15 protein-coding genes are annotated in these 15,748 nt (G+C 65.6%); 11 read left to right on the top strand and 4 right to left on the bottom strand.

Annotation, left to right across the window (positions count from 1 at the left end; genetic code table 11):
* Nucleotides 1-8: 8 nt before the first annotated feature.
* The 4 genes from U5A52_RS03085 to U5A52_RS03070 all read left to right on the top strand — a co-directional run bounded on the left by U5A52_RS03085 (nucleotide 9) and on the right by U5A52_RS03070 (nucleotide 3,673).
* A complete protein-coding gene (locus U5A52_RS03085; RefSeq protein ID WP_321933880.1) occupies nucleotides 9-857 on the top strand; it encodes an alpha/beta hydrolase in 849 nt (282 codons plus the stop codon).
* A gap of 225 nt (nucleotides 858-1,082) precedes the next feature.
* On the top strand, nucleotides 1,083-1,574 hold the full coding sequence (locus U5A52_RS03080; protein ID WP_321933878.1) for a hypothetical protein: 492 nt from the start codon (nucleotides 1,083-1,085) through the stop codon (nucleotides 1,572-1,574).
* A gap of 72 nt (nucleotides 1,575-1,646) precedes the next feature.
* Nucleotides 1,647-2,975 (top strand): HAMP domain-containing sensor histidine kinase, encoded by a 1,329-nt coding sequence (locus tag U5A52_RS03075; protein ID WP_321933877.1) that lies wholly within the window; start codon nucleotides 1,647-1,649, stop codon nucleotides 2,973-2,975.
* Nucleotides 2,976-3,016: 41 nt separating this feature from the next.
* Nucleotides 3,017-3,673, top strand: a complete 657-nt coding sequence (locus tag U5A52_RS03070; RefSeq protein WP_321909815.1) for a response regulator transcription factor — start codon at nucleotides 3,017-3,019, stop codon at nucleotides 3,671-3,673.
* A gap of 120 nt (nucleotides 3,674-3,793) precedes the next feature.
* Here the strand turns inward: U5A52_RS03070 and U5A52_RS03065 are convergent, their stop codons facing one another.
* The 3 genes from U5A52_RS03065 to U5A52_RS03055 form a co-directional block, all read right to left on the bottom strand.
* Nucleotides 3,794-4,201, bottom strand: a complete 408-nt coding sequence (locus tag U5A52_RS03065; protein WP_321909813.1) for a TerB family tellurite resistance protein — start codon at nucleotides 4,199-4,201, stop codon at nucleotides 3,794-3,796.
* 55 nt (nucleotides 4,202-4,256) lie between these two features.
* Nucleotides 4,257-4,562, bottom strand: a complete 306-nt coding sequence (locus U5A52_RS03060) for a zf-TFIIB domain-containing protein (protein ID WP_321933875.1) — start codon at nucleotides 4,560-4,562, stop codon at nucleotides 4,257-4,259.
* A 128-nt stretch (nucleotides 4,563-4,690) separates the two neighbouring features.
* Nucleotides 4,691-5,677 (bottom strand): TerC family protein, encoded by a 987-nt coding sequence (locus tag U5A52_RS03055; RefSeq protein WP_321933873.1) that lies wholly within the window; start codon nucleotides 5,675-5,677, stop codon nucleotides 4,691-4,693.
* 200 nt (nucleotides 5,678-5,877) lie between these two features.
* Here U5A52_RS03055 and U5A52_RS03050 point away from each other — a divergent pair, with 200 nt between their 5' ends.
* A complete protein-coding gene (locus U5A52_RS03050; protein ID WP_321933870.1) occupies nucleotides 5,878-6,237 on the top strand; it encodes a hypothetical protein in 360 nt (119 codons plus the stop codon).
* A gap of 12 nt (nucleotides 6,238-6,249) precedes the next feature.
* Here the strand turns inward: U5A52_RS03050 and U5A52_RS03045 are convergent, their stop codons facing one another.
* The gene (locus U5A52_RS03045) at nucleotides 6,250-7,080 is read right to left on the bottom strand and encodes a MipA/OmpV family protein (RefSeq protein WP_321909808.1); all 831 of its coding nucleotides are present in this window, start codon (nucleotides 7,078-7,080) and stop codon (nucleotides 6,250-6,252) included.
* A 715-nt stretch (nucleotides 7,081-7,795) separates the two neighbouring features.
* On the opposite strand from U5A52_RS03045, the gene leuC reads away from it, so the two are divergent.
* From leuC to truA, 6 genes are all read left to right on the top strand, one after another.
* Entirely contained in the window at nucleotides 7,796-9,205 is a 1,410-nt protein-coding gene (leuC, locus tag U5A52_RS03040) for a 3-isopropylmalate dehydratase large subunit (protein ID WP_321909805.1), read from the top strand.
* A gap of 12 nt (nucleotides 9,206-9,217) precedes the next feature.
* The gene (leuD, locus tag U5A52_RS03035) at nucleotides 9,218-9,868 is read left to right on the top strand and encodes a 3-isopropylmalate dehydratase small subunit (protein WP_158760568.1); all 651 of its coding nucleotides are present in this window, start codon (nucleotides 9,218-9,220) and stop codon (nucleotides 9,866-9,868) included.
* 58 nt (nucleotides 9,869-9,926) lie between these two features.
* A complete protein-coding gene (gene leuB, locus U5A52_RS03030) occupies nucleotides 9,927-10,994 on the top strand; it encodes a 3-isopropylmalate dehydrogenase (protein ID WP_321933867.1) in 1,068 nt (355 codons plus the stop codon).
* Between the two features lie 324 nt (nucleotides 10,995-11,318).
* A complete protein-coding gene (asd, locus tag U5A52_RS03025) occupies nucleotides 11,319-12,440 on the top strand; it encodes an aspartate-semialdehyde dehydrogenase (protein WP_321909800.1) in 1,122 nt (373 codons plus the stop codon).
* A gap of 166 nt (nucleotides 12,441-12,606) precedes the next feature.
* Entirely contained in the window at nucleotides 12,607-14,889 is a 2,283-nt protein-coding gene (locus U5A52_RS03020; RefSeq protein ID WP_321933865.1) for a FimV/HubP family polar landmark protein, read from the top strand.
* A 16-nt stretch (nucleotides 14,890-14,905) separates the two neighbouring features.
* A complete protein-coding gene (gene truA, locus U5A52_RS03015; RefSeq protein WP_321933863.1) occupies nucleotides 14,906-15,721 on the top strand; it encodes a tRNA pseudouridine(38-40) synthase TruA in 816 nt (271 codons plus the stop codon).
* The last annotated feature ends 27 nt before the right edge of the window (nucleotides 15,722-15,748 follow it).

Genomic DNA, 15,748 nt, shown 5'->3' with positions numbered 1-15,748 from the left:
CGACGACCATGGCACGCGACACCCTCAATGCCCGCCAACCCGGCTTGATCCGCATCGACGACGAGACCGCACTGCACTATCGCGACTGGGGCGATGGGGTGCCGCTCGTGTTTCTCTCCGGCTGGACGCTCAATGCCGACATGTGGAACTACCAATGCGCGCCGCTCGCAGCCGCGGGATTTCGCTGCGTGGCGTATGACCGCCGCGGGCACGGACGTTCGAGCGACCCGGGCCGTGGCTACGACTACGACACGCTCGCCGACGATCTCGAAGCGGTACTCGACGCACGAGGTTTGGCGCGCGTGACGCTGGTCGGTCATTCGTTCGCGAGCGGTGAGATCGTGCGTTATTTGAGCCGTCACGGCTCGCGCCGCGTAGCCGGCATCGTGCTGGTTTCGCCGGCTTCTACGCCTTGTTTGCTCAAGACTGCCGACAATCCCGGCGGGCTCGACGCGAGCCTCTTCGAAGCGTCGATCGCGGAAATGCTCACGTCGTTTCCCGACTGGATCGACCGGCGCGCCGACGCCTACTTCAGCCCCGGCACGTCGCGCACGGTCATTCAGTGGACGGCGGACATGATGCTGGGCACGTCTTTGTGCGCAGCCGCGCAGTTGAGCCGCGTGCAGATGGTCACCGACTTCCGCCGCGAACTGGCCGCGATCGACGTATCCGCGCTCGTGCTGCACGGCGACTGCGATGCTTCGGCGCCACTGGAGATCACAGGGCGTCCGACGGCGGCCGCGCTTGAACGCGCGACGCTGAAGGTTTATGAGGGCGGCACGCATGGCATGTACTTCAACCATGCGGCGCGCGTGAACGCGGACATTCGCGCGTTCGTTACGCGGTGGCAGGCCTGACGCAGTTCGGCGGCGCCGAAACAAGCGGTAATCAGGGCAAGGGCCATTCTCGCCCCGAGCGCGCACCAGAAAAGGAATAGTGCTGCCACGCCCCTCGTTTTGCAGATGACACGCTGGCGCGCCGACACATTCGCGCGCCGCGTGCGAGGCGTACCGATGGAGTCTTCACGGCGCCGGCACGCAACCCGCGCGCCACGAGGCCGGACCATCGCGAGGGGCGACATCATGCGCAAACTTCTCGCCTTCAATGTGCTGGCCTGCCTGCTGAGCGCCTGTACGACGCCGGTCGCGTCGCAGCAGGCCGCGTATGGGTCTTACCCGTCAGGGGCGCCATGCCGCCCCGTTACCGGCACCGCCGAGATCGACGGCGCGCCGCAGCAGATCAGCGGCGTCGCATGCCTGCAACCCGACGGCACATGGCAGATCATGCAGAGCGACGACACGCTCGTCTATCCGGTCGCCTGGCCCGACGCGACGGCTTACTACGCCGGGCCGTGGTATGGCTGGTGGCCGCCGGTATTCGTGGGCGGCTCGTTCGTGTTCGTTGACCATTTCCATCACTTTCATCACATGGATCATGTCTTCCCGGGCGGCCCGCATATGCATCCGGTGTCAGGCATGCATGGCGGCTTTCATGGCGGGCATGGCGGACACGGCGGCGTCTGGAGCGGCATGGGGCATGGGGGCGGAGGCGGCATGGGCGGCGGGCATCGTTGAACCCCACCAGGCAGCCGAACGCACGCCGCGAATCCTTTATGATGGAGCGCGCCTCCCAACCCGAGACGCTCCATGTTCTTCGCCGCGCATTCCCTGCATCGCCGCCTGAGCATTGCGATCGGCACGCTCGCGATTCTCGTCGGCGTGCTGGGCGCGCTCGGCACCTTCCTCGTGGTGCGCAGTCTCGCCGCCGAGTTCAACACGACTTTGCGCGACGCGGCCGCGCACGTTCAGACGGGCGTGCCCCATCGCGCAACGGAGCGCGGCGAGCGCTCGCCCGCCGACGATTTCGTCGTGCAGATCTGGTCCGAGGGCGACGGCGAAGCACCGAGCCGCACGAGCAACGCGAACGTCGCGCTGCCGCGCGCGCAAAGCGGCTTCTCGTCGATCGACTATGACGGCGAGGCCTGGGACGTGTTCGCACTCGCCGCCGGCGACGAATACATTCAGGTGGCCGAATCGCGCAGCATGCGCAACCGCAACGCCTTGCGCGTGGCGTTCTGGAGCCTGCTGCCCATGCTCGCGCTGCTGCCGCTGCTCGCGCTCACGATCGCCGTGACCGTGCGCGTTTCGCTGCGGCCGCTCGAGCGCATCGGGCACCGCGCCGCGAACGTCGATCTGCACGACCTCAAACCGCTCGAAGCCGGGCAGGCGCCCGTCGAATTGCGGCCTTTCGTCGAATCGATCAATCGCATGATCGAGCGCCTTTCGGTGCTCGTGAACGCCGAGCGCATGTTCATCGCCGATGCCGCGCACGAACTGCGTTCGCCGATCTCCGCCATGCAGTTGCAGATCGACAACCTGCGCAATGCGCCGCCCGAACAGTACCCCGAGCGTTTCGAGGAGTTGCGGCGCGGCATCGTGCGCACGGGCGCGCTCGTCTCGCAGCTGCTCGGTCTTGCGCGTGCCGAAATCGGCAGTGCGCAACGCGTGCTGGCGGAGGTGCCGCTGCCGCAGGTCGTCACCGACGTGCTGGCTGACCTGCTCCCGCTCGCCGACTCGCGCGGTGTCGATCTGGGCGTGACGTGTCTCGACGACGTGACGGTGCGCGCCACCGAAACCGACATGCGCGTGCTCGTGCGCAATCTCGTGGACAACGCGATCCGCTACAGTCAGGAAGGCGCGAATGTGGACGTAGCGGTGCGCCGCGAAGGCACAGGCGTTGTCATCGAGGTGACCGACAACGGGCCCGGCATTGCCGAGGCCGACTTGCCGCGTGTATTCGACCGGTTTTTCCGCGCAGGCGGTCATGATGCGCACGGCAGCGGCCTTGGCCTCGCCATCGCGCAGGCGGTGGCGCAGAGCTACCGAGGTTGCGTGACGCTCGCGAACCGGCGCGATGGGCAACGCGGCATCGTCGCGCGAATCGAGTTGCCGCGCCAATCCGGTGCAAGCCGGTAAGGCAAAATTCCGGGAAGCATGCGAAACAAAGGACGGACACGATGCGCATTCTGCTGATCGAAGACGATCTGCTGATCGGGCCCGCGCTGCTGCGCGCGTTGAAGGACGCGTCATACAGCGTCGACTGGGTGCGCACGGGCGAGAGCGGCCGCACCGCGATTCGCGACGGCTCGTACACGGCGATCCTGCTCGACCTCGGTCTTTCCGATATGAGCGGGCTCGACGTGTTGCGCGGCCTGCGCGAGTCGCAAGACGCCACGCCCGTGCTCATCATCACCGCTCGCGACGACGTGGACACGCGCGTGGAAGGCCTCGATCTCGGCGCCGACGACTATCTCGTGAAGCCGTTCGAGAGCAAGGAACTGCTCGCGCGCATCCGCGCCGTGGTGCGGCGCAAATCGGGCTTCGCCTCGCCGACCATGGGCAGCGGCCGCGTGACGCTCGACATGAACGCGCGCCGTCTCACGTTCGACGGCCAGTCCGACGACCTTTCCGCGCGCGAGTACGCGCTCATGCTCGCGCTGCTCGAGCGGCCGGGCGCGATCCTGTCGCGTCAGCAACTCGAGGAGCGGCTTTATGGCTGGGGCGAGGAAGTGGAAAGCAACGCGGTGGATGCCGTGATTTACAGCGTGCGCCGCAAGTTCGGACAGGCGGTGATCCGCAACGTGCGCGGGCTGGGTTGGGCCGTTTGCACGTGAGCGGCGGAACGTTCGAATAAAAAAAGCGCGCAAGGAACTGCGCGCTGTAAAAAACCGCGGCGAGCGCGGGGCTCGCCGCATAGCGCAATGCATGGGGGAAGGCACGCATTGCGCGCGAACTTATGCCAGCAGGCGCTGCCAGGGTTCCTTCTGCCAGGCGCGGCTAAGCGAAGCGAGCAGCGCGACTTCGTTTTCGGCAACGTGCCGGTCCGAATACACCGCGACATGGCACAGATTCAGCACTTCGGCGCGCAGCGCGGGGTCGTCGAGTTCGCGCATGATTTGCTGCATCACGTCGGAGTCGAGTTTGCATGCGTCGCTCCAGTTCAGGTGCGAGGTGGTCTGCAAGTCCTCGCACAGGCCCTTGAGGATTTCGCCGAATTCGCCCGGCGCGAGGCCGAGCCGGTCGGCAAGGCGCGCGCGATGGACGGCTGCCAGCTCCTCGCTGCTCAGGTGGCCATCGGCGAGCATCGCGACGGCGACGATGCGGCCAGCGGCTTGCGGACTGTTGCAGGTATAGGTACGCATGTTCAGGAATCCTCTTAAAACGTGATGGCGATGGAACGGTTGGCGCAGCCGTGGCTCAGTCGAAGATGTCCTGCAGCCACGACTTGCGGCGATGACCGTTGCCGCCGTAGCTGTCGTGCGCGCGGCGCGGGGCGTAGTCGCCATGTTGCGCGCCATGTTGCGAGCCGTGCTTCGAACCATGCTGGCGCGATGCGTGTGCATCGTCTTCGTTGCGATACTGCCGGGTGCCGCTGCGTTCGATCAGCCTGTCGAGTTCGCCGCGATCGAGCCAGACGCCGCGACACTGCGGGCAGTAGTCGAGTTCGACGCCCTGACGCTCTGTGAGCGAGAGGGTGACGTCAGGGCAGTTGGGGCATTTCATGATGCGCTCCGTGATGAGTGACAGGTCATCGAGGCCCGTGCCGTCTTGCTTGAAGGGCAGCGCGGCCTCGATGGAAACCATCCTCGCAGAGCAAAATGAGCGAAGAATGAGGAACGCGCAGCTTGCCTTCATGAAGCGCCGAGCGTGCCTTCCGGCTTGTGTGTCTTGACGAGCGACACCACCACGCCGCCCGCGAGCAGCGCTGCCGTCACGCCAAGGCTGAACAGGGCGGGAATCTTGCCGATGATGCCCACCAGAAAGATCTTCGCGCCGATGAACACGAGCACGAGCGCGAGCGCATGCTTGAGGTAATAGAAGCGGTGCGCCATCGCCGCGAGCGCGAAGTAGAGCGCGCGCAGACCCAGCACGGCGAAGATGTTGCTCGTATAGACGATGAAGGGGTCGGTCGTGATCGAAAATATCGCGGGGATCGAATCGACAGCAAAAATCAGGTCGGCGAACTCGATCATCACGAGTGCGAGCAGTAGCGGCGTGGCGAGCAGCGTGAGCTTGCCGGTGCGCGGATGCGCTTGCCGCACGAGAAACGCGCGCCCCTCGAGCTGCGGCGTGACGGGCAGCTTGCGGCGCAGCCAGCGCAGCAGGGCGCTGTCGTCCACGCTGGCCTCTTCCTTCGGGCCCAGCAGCATCTTCACGCCCGTCACGGCAAGAAACACGCCGAACACGTACAGCATCCACTCGAACTGCGTGACGAGCGCCGCGCCGAGTCCGACCATCAATGCGCGTAGCACCAGCACGCCGACAATGCCCCAGAACAGCACGCGATGCTGAAGCTGCCGCGGCACCGCGAGCGCACCGAAGATCGACGCGATGACGAACACGTTGTCGAGCGAGAGCGATTTTTCGATGAGATAGCCGGTGATGTATTCGGTGGCCGGTTGCGCGCCGAGCTGCCACCAGACGAAGCCGCCGAACAGCACTCCCACGACGATATAGCCGAGCGAGAGCCACAGGCTTTCGCGGATGCCGATTTCGTGGTCGTCACGGTGCAGCACGCCGAGATCGAGCGCGAGCAGCACGATCACCACTGCCAGGAAGGCGACCCAGAGCCACGCGGGCTGACCGAGGAAGGAGGCCGTGACGATCGGCGCAAGCATGGTTGTTCCTTTGAACGTAGAGAGGAATGTGACCTTCGTGCGCGGTTTTTGCGGGCACAGCCGGCCTCATGGGCCTTTGGCCCATTGGGTCAGCATAGTGGCGAAGAATGAGCAGGGAATGAGCGCCGTGGCTTGACACAGGTCACGTGTGAGTTGGTGCGACGCGGATACGATTCCGCCTTTTTTCCGGACCGACGAACATGACCGCCCGCATTCTCTTCGTACTACTTTGTCTTTTCACGCTGGCGAGCCGCGCTTCAGCACAGACGGTCGAGCAACCCGCCGCACCGGACTCGACGTCGCGGCAATATCTGAGCCCTCTACAGAAGAACTTCGGCGTGGCAACCGCGCCTTCCAGGAGCGATCGGGCGAACGATCTGACGAGGCGTTGCAAGGAGGTTGCGGCGGAGTATGACCACGCATTCAGACCGGCAGGGACCGATCAGGCGAACGCCGTCGTGCCGAATTACGGACACTACGGGGAACAGGAAAACACGCTGCAGCGCTACAACCAGCGCCGCGACGCGGAGAAGGAGTTCGACGATCTTGGCTGCCGGTAGCGCACGGCAGCGCTAGAACTGGTAATTGATCGAAACGTCGCAAACGCCGCCCGTCTTCGTCTGGATGATCGGACTGTGCGCGGCGCTGCCGAGCAGGCGCTTGATCGCGCCGTCGGCGCTCACGAACCAATGTTTGTTGACGAAGTAGACCATCGTGATGCCGAAGCCGGCCGACTTGAGGCCCGCGCTCGCGTCGTACTGGCGGTAACCGGATGCAGCCGCCTGCTGCGGCGTCACGCCGAACCAGCTCTGCATGTAGTTGGAATCGGCGAACGTGACCGAGGGGCCGGCGAACCAATAGAAGTTCTCGTTGCTGCCCGGCAGCGGCATATAGGCGCCGAGGTCCGCAGTCCAGCCATTCGAGCCGCCGAAGCTGCGCGTGAAGGCGGTGCGCAGCACGAGCGGGAAGTCCTTCGAGATCACATACTCGCCAGCGATCTTCAATTCCGGCGCCGGGTTGATGTTGCCCATCCCGTACAGCCGCGTCGGGTCGTCCTGGCCGCGCCGTCCGAGGTCGTAGGCCGCGGCGACGCTCACGCGCCAGTTTGGGCCCTGCAGCACGTTGGCGCCGAAGCCTTCGCCCGTCGAGCCGAACAGGATGTCCTTGTAGCGCAGGTCGATGCTCGGGCCGACCAGGGTGTGATAGCGGTCCGAGCCGTCGTAGCGCGGTTCGAAAGTCGCGCCCACACCAAGCCGCGCTTCGAAGTCGGGACGGTTTGGCTCAAACATCTTTTCGAGCGGAATGCCGGCGGAATACTGCCATTCGCCAAGCGGCGAGGGGGTTTGCGCCTCGGCGCGCGGGGCCAGCGCGACGAGGGCGCATGCCATGGCGGCAAGTGACATACGCTGCGTGGCCCGCGAGCGGCGCGGCGCCGTTGGTTTTATTTTGCTTGTTCTGTGCTGCGCAATGCAGATTGCGAGTGGCATGAAGCCTCCGAGTTTGGCTGGCCGGCCGCGGCGTTGTTTATTGAGTACGATGAAATCACAGGAATTCCATGCGGCCGGGTTCGTCTCGCAAACCTCGTGCCTGATCGGGCAGTGTCCGTTCCGGCGACTCGTGCGCTCTCCGGTGGAAACGGCCGCCAGATGTGGGTGAAGCATCATGAAAATCAGGATGACTAATTAAATTGCCATGGCGCTTGCGCACCGTTTTGGAGCGCGGCATTGGCCCCGATTAAACCCTGGCGCCAAATTGCCGTTAGACAGGTATGGACGTCGGTGACGCGGCTCCCCCTGTGTCGCGAATTCCGAAGCCCATGTTTCACCGTTCTCACAGCGGTAACCAACTTGCGCCGGTCGTGGTCGGGCCGGCGCATCTCTTTTTGCATCCCGAATCCCTGCAGCGAGCCCCCGACGTGCGCACGCTTTGGCGCGACACGGTTGCGCCACGACACCCGCGCTCGCCGGGTAACGCTGATACAGGTATCGCGACTACCACCCAACTCACTGTTTTTTATCGCTTTTTTTCAGGAAAGGCCCTGTAGTGGGCGGGTTTCGCGTGGCATAATCGATTCACACAACCGTATTGCCCCGCAGTCAAACAATTCCCCCGCACATCATGGCAAAGACGCTCTACGACAAATTGTGGGACACCCATGTGGTCCACACGGAAGACGATGGCACGACGATTCTCTACATCGACCGTCATCTGTTGCACGAAGTCACCAGCCCGCAGGCTTTCGAAGGCCTGAAGATGCATGAGCGCCCTGTGTGGCGCATCAGCGCGAACCTGGCGGTGTCCGACCACAACGTGCCCACCACCGACCGCAGCCACGGCATTGCCGATCCGGTCTCGAAGCTGCAGGTGGACACGCTCGATTCGAACTGCGACGCCTTCGGCATCACGCAGTTCAAGATGGCCGACCAGCGCCAGGGCATCGTGCACATCGTGGGTCCGGAGCAGGGCGCGACGCTGCCCGGCATGACGATCGTCTGCGGCGACTCGCACACGTCCACGCACGGCGCGTTCGGCGCGCTTGCGCACGGCATCGGCACCTCGGAAGTCGAGCACGTGCTGGCCACGCAAACGCTGCTGCAAAAGAAGAGCAAGAACATGCTCGTGAAGGTCGAGGGCCAACTGCCGCGCGGCTGCACCGCGAAGGACATCGTGCTCGCCATCATCGGCAAGATCGGCACGGCGGGCGGCACGGGCTACGCCATGGAGTTCGGCGGCTCGATGATCCGCGGCCTCACGATGGAAGGCCGCATGACCGTGTGCAACATGGCGATCGAAGGCGGTGCGCGCGCAGGCATGGTCGCCGTGGACGACACCACGATCGAATACCTGAAGGGCCGTCCGTTCTCGCCGCAAGGCGCGGAGTGGGATCAGGCCGTCGAATACTGGAAGAACTTCCGCACCGACGAAGGCGCGCACTTCGACCGCGTGGTCGAACTGACTGCAGCCGACATCGTCCCGCAGGTCACGTGGGGCACGTCGCCGGAAATGGTGACGTCGGTCGACAGCCGCGTGCCGGACCCCGAGCGCGAGAAGGACCCGGTCAAGCGCGACGCGATGGAACGCGCACTGCAATACATGGCGCTCGAACCGAATACGCCGATCGAGTCGATCAAGCCGGACAAGATCTTCATCGGTTCGTGCACGAACGCGCGTATCGAAGACCTGCGCTCGGCCGCTTATGTCGTGAAGAAACTCGGCCGCCGCGTGGCGCCGAACATCCGCCTCGCGATGGTCGTGCCGGGCTCGGGTCTCGTGAAGGCGCAAGCCGAGCGCGAAGGCCTCGACAAGGTGTTCACGGAAGCGGGCTTCGAATGGCGCGAGCCGGGTTGCTCGATGTGCCTCGCGATGAACGCCGACCGGCTGGAGCCGGGCGAGCGTTGCGCATCGACTTCGAACCGCAACTTCGAAGGCCGCCAGGGCGCGGGCGGTCGCACGCACCTCGTGAGCCCGGCCATGGCAGCCGCCGCGGCAATCGAAGGCCATTTCGTCGACATTCGCAAGCTCGGGTAAGGCAACACGATCATGGAAAAATTCATCGTACACACCGGCGTCGTGGCGCCGCTCGATCGCGAGAACGTCGATACCGACGCGATCATTCCGAAGCAGTTCCTCAAGTCGATCAAGCGCACCGGCTTCGGCCCGAATGCCTTCGACGAGTGGCGTTATCTCGATCACGGCGAGCCGGGCCAGGACAACTCGAAGCGCCCGCTGAACCCGGACTTCGTGCTGAACCAGCCGCGTTATCAAGGCGCTTCGGTGCTGCTCACGCGCAAGAACTTCGGCTGCGGCAGCTCACGCGAGCACGCGCCGTGGGCGCTCGACCAGTACGGTTTCCGCGCGATCATCGCGCCGAGCTTCGCGGACATCTTCTATAACAACTGCTTCAAGAACGGCCTGCTGCCGATCGTGCTGTCCGAATCGGACGTGGATCACCTGTTCAACGAAACGTACGCGTTCAACGGCTTCCAGCTCACGGTCGATCTGGACAAGCAGGTCGTGCGCACGACCGACGGCTCGAAGGAATATCCGTTCGAAGTGGCCGCGTTCCGCCGCTACTGCCTCTTGAACGGCTTCGACGACATCGGCCTCACGCTGCGTCACGCCGACAAGATCCGCCAGTACGAAGCCGAGCGCCTCGCGCGCCAGCCGTGGCTGAACAACCGCGTGCTTTGATACGCGGCGAACAAACGCAGATAAGCGCACACCGAACAACTGAGCGAGGAATCACAGGATGAAGATTGCAGTGCTGCCGGGCGACGGCATCGGTCCCGAGATCGTCAAGGAAGCCGTGAAGGTGCTCAACGCACTCGGCGAAAAGTTCGAGCTGGAAGAGGCGCCCGTTGGCGGCGCGGGCTACGAGGCTAGCGGCCACCCGCTGCCCGACGCAACGCTCGCGCTGGCGAAGTCCGCCGATGCGATCCTGTTCGGCGCCGTGGGCGACTGGAAGTACGACAAGCTCGAGCGCGCGCTGCGTCCGGAGCAGGCCATTCTCGGCCTGCGCAAGCATCTGGAACTGTTCGCGAACTTCCGCCCGGCGATCTGCTATCCGCAGCTCACGGGGGCGTCGTCGCTGAAGCCGGAAATCGTTTCGGGCCTCGACATCCTGATCGTCCGTGAACTGAACGGCGACATCTACTTCGGCCAGCCGCGCGGTACGCGCGAAGCGCCGGACGGCAACTTCAAGGGTGCACGCGAAGGCTTCGACACGATGCGCTATGCGGAACCCGAAGTGCGTCGCATCGCTCACGTGGCGTTCCAGGCTGCGCAGAAGCGCCAGAAGAAGCTGACCTCGGTCGACAAGGCCAACGTGCTCGAAACGTCGCAGTTCTGGAAGGACATCATGATCGATGTCTCGAAGGAGTATCCGGACGTCGAGCTGTCGCACATGTATGTGGACAACGCGGCCATGCAGCTCGTGAAGGCGCCCAAGGCCTTCGACGTGGTCGTGACCGGCAACATGTTCGGCGACATTCTTTCGGACGAAGCCGCAATGCTCACGGGCTCGATCGGCATGCTGCCCTCGGCCTCGCTCGACAAGAACAACAAGGGTCTGTACGAGCCGTCGCACGGTTCGGCGCCGGATATCGCGGGCAAGGGCATTGCCAACCCGCTCGCCACGATCCTTTCGGCGGCCATGATGCTGCGCTACTCGCTCGGCCGCCCGGAGCAGGCGGACCGTATCGAGAGCGCGGTGAAGAAGGTGCTCGAGCAAGGCTATCGCACCGCCGACATCGTCACGCCGGACTGCAAGCAGGTTGGCACGGCGGCGATGGGCGACGCAGTGGTCGCAGCGCTGTAACGTCGTATGAAGGGCACGCCGTTTCAGGCGTGCCCTTTTTTGTTTCGCGCGCCTGAAGAACGGTGCTGCAAATAGCGGAAAGTATGGTTTTTTCCGCGCAAATTAACTGTTTCGTGTATATTGCTTCGATGGCGAAGATCTCCCCGATCACGACTGTTACGAACATCCGCGGCACGGCCCGCGCGATTTCGCTCGCCATTAGCACGAAAACCACGATTACGAAAACGATCACCATTCGTTGATCGCTCGTCGTGCCCGCTCATCTTCCCCGCGCGGCCACGCCGGGCGAGCGAAGCGGGGAAGTGTCCATCTCAAGGGTTAGTCATGAACGTAGGTCTCGTAGGTTGGCGCGGCATGGTCGGCAGCGTGCTGATGCAGCGCATGCAGGAAGAACGTGATTTCGACCTGATCGAACCGGTGTTTTTCAGCACCAGCAATGCAGGCGGCGCGGCACCGTCGTTCGCCAAAAACGAGACGAAGCTCAAGGACGCGAACAGCGTCGACGAGCTCAAGAAGTGCGACATCATCATCACCTGCCAGGGCGGCGACTACACCAACGAGGTGTATCCGAAGCTGCGCGCCGCGGGCTGGACCGGTTACTGGATCGACGCGGCCTCGGCGCTGCGCATGAAGGACGATGCGGTCATCATCCTCGACCCGGTCAACCTCGACGTCATCAAGGACGCGCTGGTCAAGGGTCAGAAGGACTTCATCGGCGGCAACTGCACGGTCAGCCTCATGCTGATGGCGCTGGGCGGCCTGTTCCGCGAAAACCTCGTCGACTGGATCACGGCCATGACGTACCAGGCCGCTTCGGGCGCGGGCGCGCAGAACATGCGCGAGCTGCTCTCGCAGATGGGCGCGCTCAACGCAGCGGTTGCGAGCGACCTCGCTAACCCGTCGTCGGCCATTCTCGACATCGACCGCAAGGTGCTCGCCACGATGAACAGCGACGCCATGCCGACCGAGCACTTCGGCGTGCCGCTCGCGGGCTCGCTGATCCCCTGGATCGACAAGGACCTCGGCAACGGCATGTCGAAGGAAGAGTGGAAGGGCGGCGCGGAAACCAACAAGATTCTCGGCAAGCCGGCCATGGGCCAGCCGGGCTCGATTCCGGTCGACGGCCTGTGCGTGCGTATCGGCGCGATGCGCTGCCACTCGCAGGCGCTCACGATCAAGCTGAAGAAGGACGTGCCGCTCGACGAGATCGACGGCATCCTCGCCTCGGCCAACGACTGGGTCAAGGTCGTGCCGAACCAGCGCGAGGCTTCGATGCGCGATCTGTCGCCGGCGAAGGTCACGGGCACGCTGTCGGTGCCGGTGGGCCGCTTGCGCAAGCTGGCCATGGGCGGCGAGTATCTGTCGGCCTTCACGGTGGGCGATCAGCTGCTGTGGGGTGCGGCGGAACCGCTGCGTCGCATGTTGCGCATTCTGCTCGACAAGTGAATGAATTAAACTACGCGGCTAATGACGCGTAGACAGGGTGAAAAGCGCCGCGCCAGTCGCGGCGCTTTTTTTATTGCATGCTTTTTACCGCATGTATCGATGCAATCGCCCCGAAGCACACTCCTATTTGATCGACAGCCGCAAGAGCGGTATGCCAGGGCAACTGATGATCGTTCGATTTGATTCTGTTTCCGCCGCGCCTCGCGCGAAGCGCGCCCAAGGGCGGCGCGCGATCCGCGCCACTGTGGCGGCGGCGAGTTTCCTGTTCTGCGGCCTGGCCGCCGCGCAGGGCGGCGCAAGTGCGGCGCCGGGCGCTGCGAGCGCCGCCGCTGCCGCCGCTGCGGTGAGCGTCGCGGGGCAATACACCGTTCGTCCCGGCCAGTCGCTGCATGACGTGGCTGTCGACCTCACGCAGTCGCACGACAAGGCCACGCTCGCGCGCATGAGCCAGGCGCTGTTCGATGCGAACCCCAATGCGTTCATCAAGCAGGATCCCAGCCGCATGCGCGTGGGCGCGACGCTGAACGTGCCGGCTACACCGGACGTTTCCAGCGCGGCTGCGGGCATGACGGCGGCCCCGGGTGGGGCTGCCGCGGCTTCGGCTGCCGCCAGCGCGCCTGCGGCGGCGGCGAGTGCGGCTGTTGCGCCTGCAGCGTCCGCAGCGTCCGCCAGCACGCCCTCCGCGGCTTCAAATGCCGCCGCCGAGGCGGTAGCGGCTGCATCGTCGGCGGCGGCTGCCGCTACGGCTGGCGCAAGTGCGGCGAGCGCAGCCGCGGCAACGGCGGCACCTGCTTCGGCGGCAGTTGCGACGAGCGGCCCCGAAGCGGCCGCGCAAGGCGCCTCCGGAGCGTCGACGAGCGCGAGTGCCGCTGCGCCGGTGTCAGAGGCCAGCGACGCGCACGTGTGGAGCGGCTCGGTCCAGGCGGCCCCGGCCAGCAGCGCGGCAGGCGCGCCGGCGCAAGGCGCGAAGGTCTCCAGCCTCCAGCAACTCCTCGCATTGAAGAACCGTGTGCTGATGGCGTTGCAGCAGCACGGCATCGGCAAGCCGGCGCAAACCGCGGGCGGCGCGTCCGCGGGTGTGCCTGCCGCGCAAGGCGGCGCACCGGTGCCGAACGGCGCAGCGAATGCCGGCGCGGCTGGCGCTCAACCGGAAGTCTCGCCGATCGCCATGGGTGGCGTGGCGGCGGTCGTCGTCGCGCTGCTGGCGTTGTTTGTGCGGCTGCTCATGCGCAAGCGCAAGCAACCCGTCGATCAGGCGTCCGACGTCTCGCCCGAAGCGCACGAGCCGACGCCGTCGACGTCCTCCGCAGCTGCTGTAGCCGCCGCGCCTGTGGTCGAAGCGCCGCCAGTGTTGCGCGAGCCGATTGCGCACGCAGCGGAGGAGCCGGACGCCGGCGCGAATGCGCCTGCGCCCAAGGCGAACGAAGTTGCGATCACGCCGGTGCCTACGCCCGCCGTCTCGGCCGTGCCGCTCGAGCACGACGAAGCGCTGCCGCCTACGCTGACCGAGAAGCTGCATCCTGCTACGCCGCACGAGCCGACTATCGAGCAGGAAGCTCACGCAGCACATGAGCAGCCGCACGGCGCCGAAGCGGGCGAATCGCAGACGCTGGCCGACGCGACCGAAGCCGCAAGCCTCGCCGTCGCGGCGGACCTGGGCGCGGATGCGCTGCCGCCCGAAAGCATCGGTGCGCCGCGCACAGCCGAAGACGCCGAGGCGCTGGCGCGCACGCTGGAAGAGCCGGCGCGCGCCCAGAAGCCCGCAACACCCGATATCGCGCTGGATTTCGGCGATGGCGCTCCGCAAGCCGCGCAAACGTTGCACGCGCCAGAGGCCGAGCCGCCCGTCGTGCAAACGCCGCCTGTTGCCGAAGGCTTCGAGCGCCCGCCGGCGTCGCATGCCGCACCTGAAATTCCGTCAGTACCCGCAGTCACCGCAGAAGACATGAGCTACGCCGAAGTTCCGATCGCTTTCCCGCACGATGCAATCGAAGCGCTGGGGGGCCTCGACCTGCCCCTGCCGCCGCGTATCGGAGAGCCGGTCATCCCCACGGCGCCGCTCTCGACCGAGCCGGCCGCCACGCCCGAGGCCTCGGCGCGGCTCTCGTCGCCGTTCTTCGAGCCGCCGACGCGGATGGCGGGCGAGGCCATCGAGGCGGGGACGGCGGGCGCGGGCGCGCTCGCAGGCCTCGGCGCGCCGCGTTTTGGCGCGCTCACGCTCGACTTCGACCTGAACCTGCCGCCCGATTCGGCGGAGCCGCTGCCGGTCTTCACGCCCGAGCAGCTCGCGCGCATCGCGCGCAACAAGCTCGATCTCGCTCACGAATACATCGCGCTTGGCGACGTGTCCGGCGCCCGCTCGCTCATCAACGAAGTGATCGAGTCGAACGACCCCGCCACGCGCAGCGACGCGCAGGCGCTGCTGTCGACGCTCGCTCCGCTTTCGTGACGCTGCCGCAAGCCGTATGCGTATCGCGCTAGGAATCCAGTACGACGGCGCCGCGTTCTGCGGCTGGCAGTCGCAGCCGCACGGCAAGACGGTGCAGGACGCGCTCGAGCGCGCGCTGCGCGAGTTCGCCACCGTGCCGCTGTCCACCATCGTCGCGGGGCGCACCGACACGGGCGTGCACGGGCTCGGCCAGGTGGTGCATTTCGACACCGATCTCGACCGCACGCCGTTCTCGTGGGTGCGCGGCACCAACGCGTTCCTGCCCTCCACGGTGGCCGTGCAGTGGGCCAAGCCGATGCCCGACGCGTTCCACGCGCGCTTTGCGGCGTTCGAGCGCACGTACTACTACGTGCTCTACGTGAACCCCGTGCGCTCGCCGATGCTGGCGGCCCGGGCGGGCTGGATCCACACGCCGCTCGACGTCGATGCCATGCGCGAGGCGGCGGCGCATCTCATCGGCGAGCACGATTTTTCGTCGTTTCGCTCGTCCGAGTGCCAGGCGAAGACGCCGGTGAAGCATCTGTACCAGATCGATATCCGGCCGCAGGGCGACTTCATCCACTTCCGCTTTCGCGCCAACGCGTTCCTGCACCACATGGTCCGCAACCTGATGGGTTGCCTCGTGGCCGTGGGGCGAGGGCGCTATCCGGCCGCGTGGATGGCTGAAGTGCTGGCGGGGCGCGACCGCACCGTGGCCGCGCCGACCTTCATGCCCGACGGCCTCTATCTCGCCCAGGTAGGCTATCCTGATGAGTTCGCGGTCCCTGGGCCGCATACGGCCAGCGTGCCGTGGAGCGCGATCTGGAGCGACGCGCCCGAAGGCCGCGCCTGAAGCGCCGCCTGCTTGAATCATCGAGAC

It is taken from the genome of Paraburkholderia sp. J8-2 (assembly GCF_905220195.1).
In the GTDB taxonomy this organism is placed as follows: domain Bacteria; phylum Pseudomonadota; class Gammaproteobacteria; order Burkholderiales; family Burkholderiaceae; genus Paraburkholderia.
This window is presented reverse-complemented; position numbering and strand designations above follow the sequence as displayed.

Bases quoted from the DNA above. Each gene is read 5' to 3' on its own strand.
- U5A52_RS03080 (WP_321933878.1), top strand. From the start codon at position 1,083: ATGCGCAAACTTCTCGCCTTCAATGTGCTGGCCTGCCTGCTGAGCGCC.
- U5A52_RS03060 (WP_321933875.1), bottom strand. From the start codon at position 4,562: ATGAAATGCCCCAACTGCCCTGACGTCACCCTCTCGCTCACAGAGCGT.
- U5A52_RS03065 (WP_321909813.1), bottom strand. From the start codon at position 4,201: ATGCGTACCTATACCTGCAACAGTCCGCAAGCCGCTGGCCGCATCGTC.
- leuC (WP_321909805.1), top strand. From the start codon at position 7,796: ATGGCAAAGACGCTCTACGACAAATTGTGGGACACCCATGTGGTCCAC.
- U5A52_RS03070 (WP_321909815.1), top strand. From the start codon at position 3,017: ATGCGCATTCTGCTGATCGAAGACGATCTGCTGATCGGGCCCGCGCTG.
- leuB (WP_321933867.1), top strand. From the start codon at position 9,927: ATGAAGATTGCAGTGCTGCCGGGCGACGGCATCGGTCCCGAGATCGTC.
- asd (WP_321909800.1), top strand. From the start codon at position 11,319: ATGAACGTAGGTCTCGTAGGTTGGCGCGGCATGGTCGGCAGCGTGCTG.
- U5A52_RS03085 (WP_321933880.1), top strand. From the start codon at position 9: ATGGCACGCGACACCCTCAATGCCCGCCAACCCGGCTTGATCCGCATC.
- U5A52_RS03020 (WP_321933865.1), top strand. From the start codon at position 12,607: ATGATCGTTCGATTTGATTCTGTTTCCGCCGCGCCTCGCGCGAAGCGC.
- U5A52_RS03045 (WP_321909808.1), bottom strand. From the start codon at position 7,080: ATGTCACTTGCCGCCATGGCATGCGCCCTCGTCGCGCTGGCCCCGCGC.
- U5A52_RS03050 (WP_321933870.1), top strand. From the start codon at position 5,878: ATGACCGCCCGCATTCTCTTCGTACTACTTTGTCTTTTCACGCTGGCG.
- leuD (WP_158760568.1), top strand. From the start codon at position 9,218: ATGGAAAAATTCATCGTACACACCGGCGTCGTGGCGCCGCTCGATCGC.
- truA (WP_321933863.1), top strand. From the start codon at position 14,906: ATGCGTATCGCGCTAGGAATCCAGTACGACGGCGCCGCGTTCTGCGGC.
- U5A52_RS03055 (WP_321933873.1), bottom strand. From the start codon at position 5,677: ATGCTTGCGCCGATCGTCACGGCCTCCTTCCTCGGTCAGCCCGCGTGG.
- U5A52_RS03075 (WP_321933877.1), top strand. From the start codon at position 1,647: ATGTTCTTCGCCGCGCATTCCCTGCATCGCCGCCTGAGCATTGCGATC.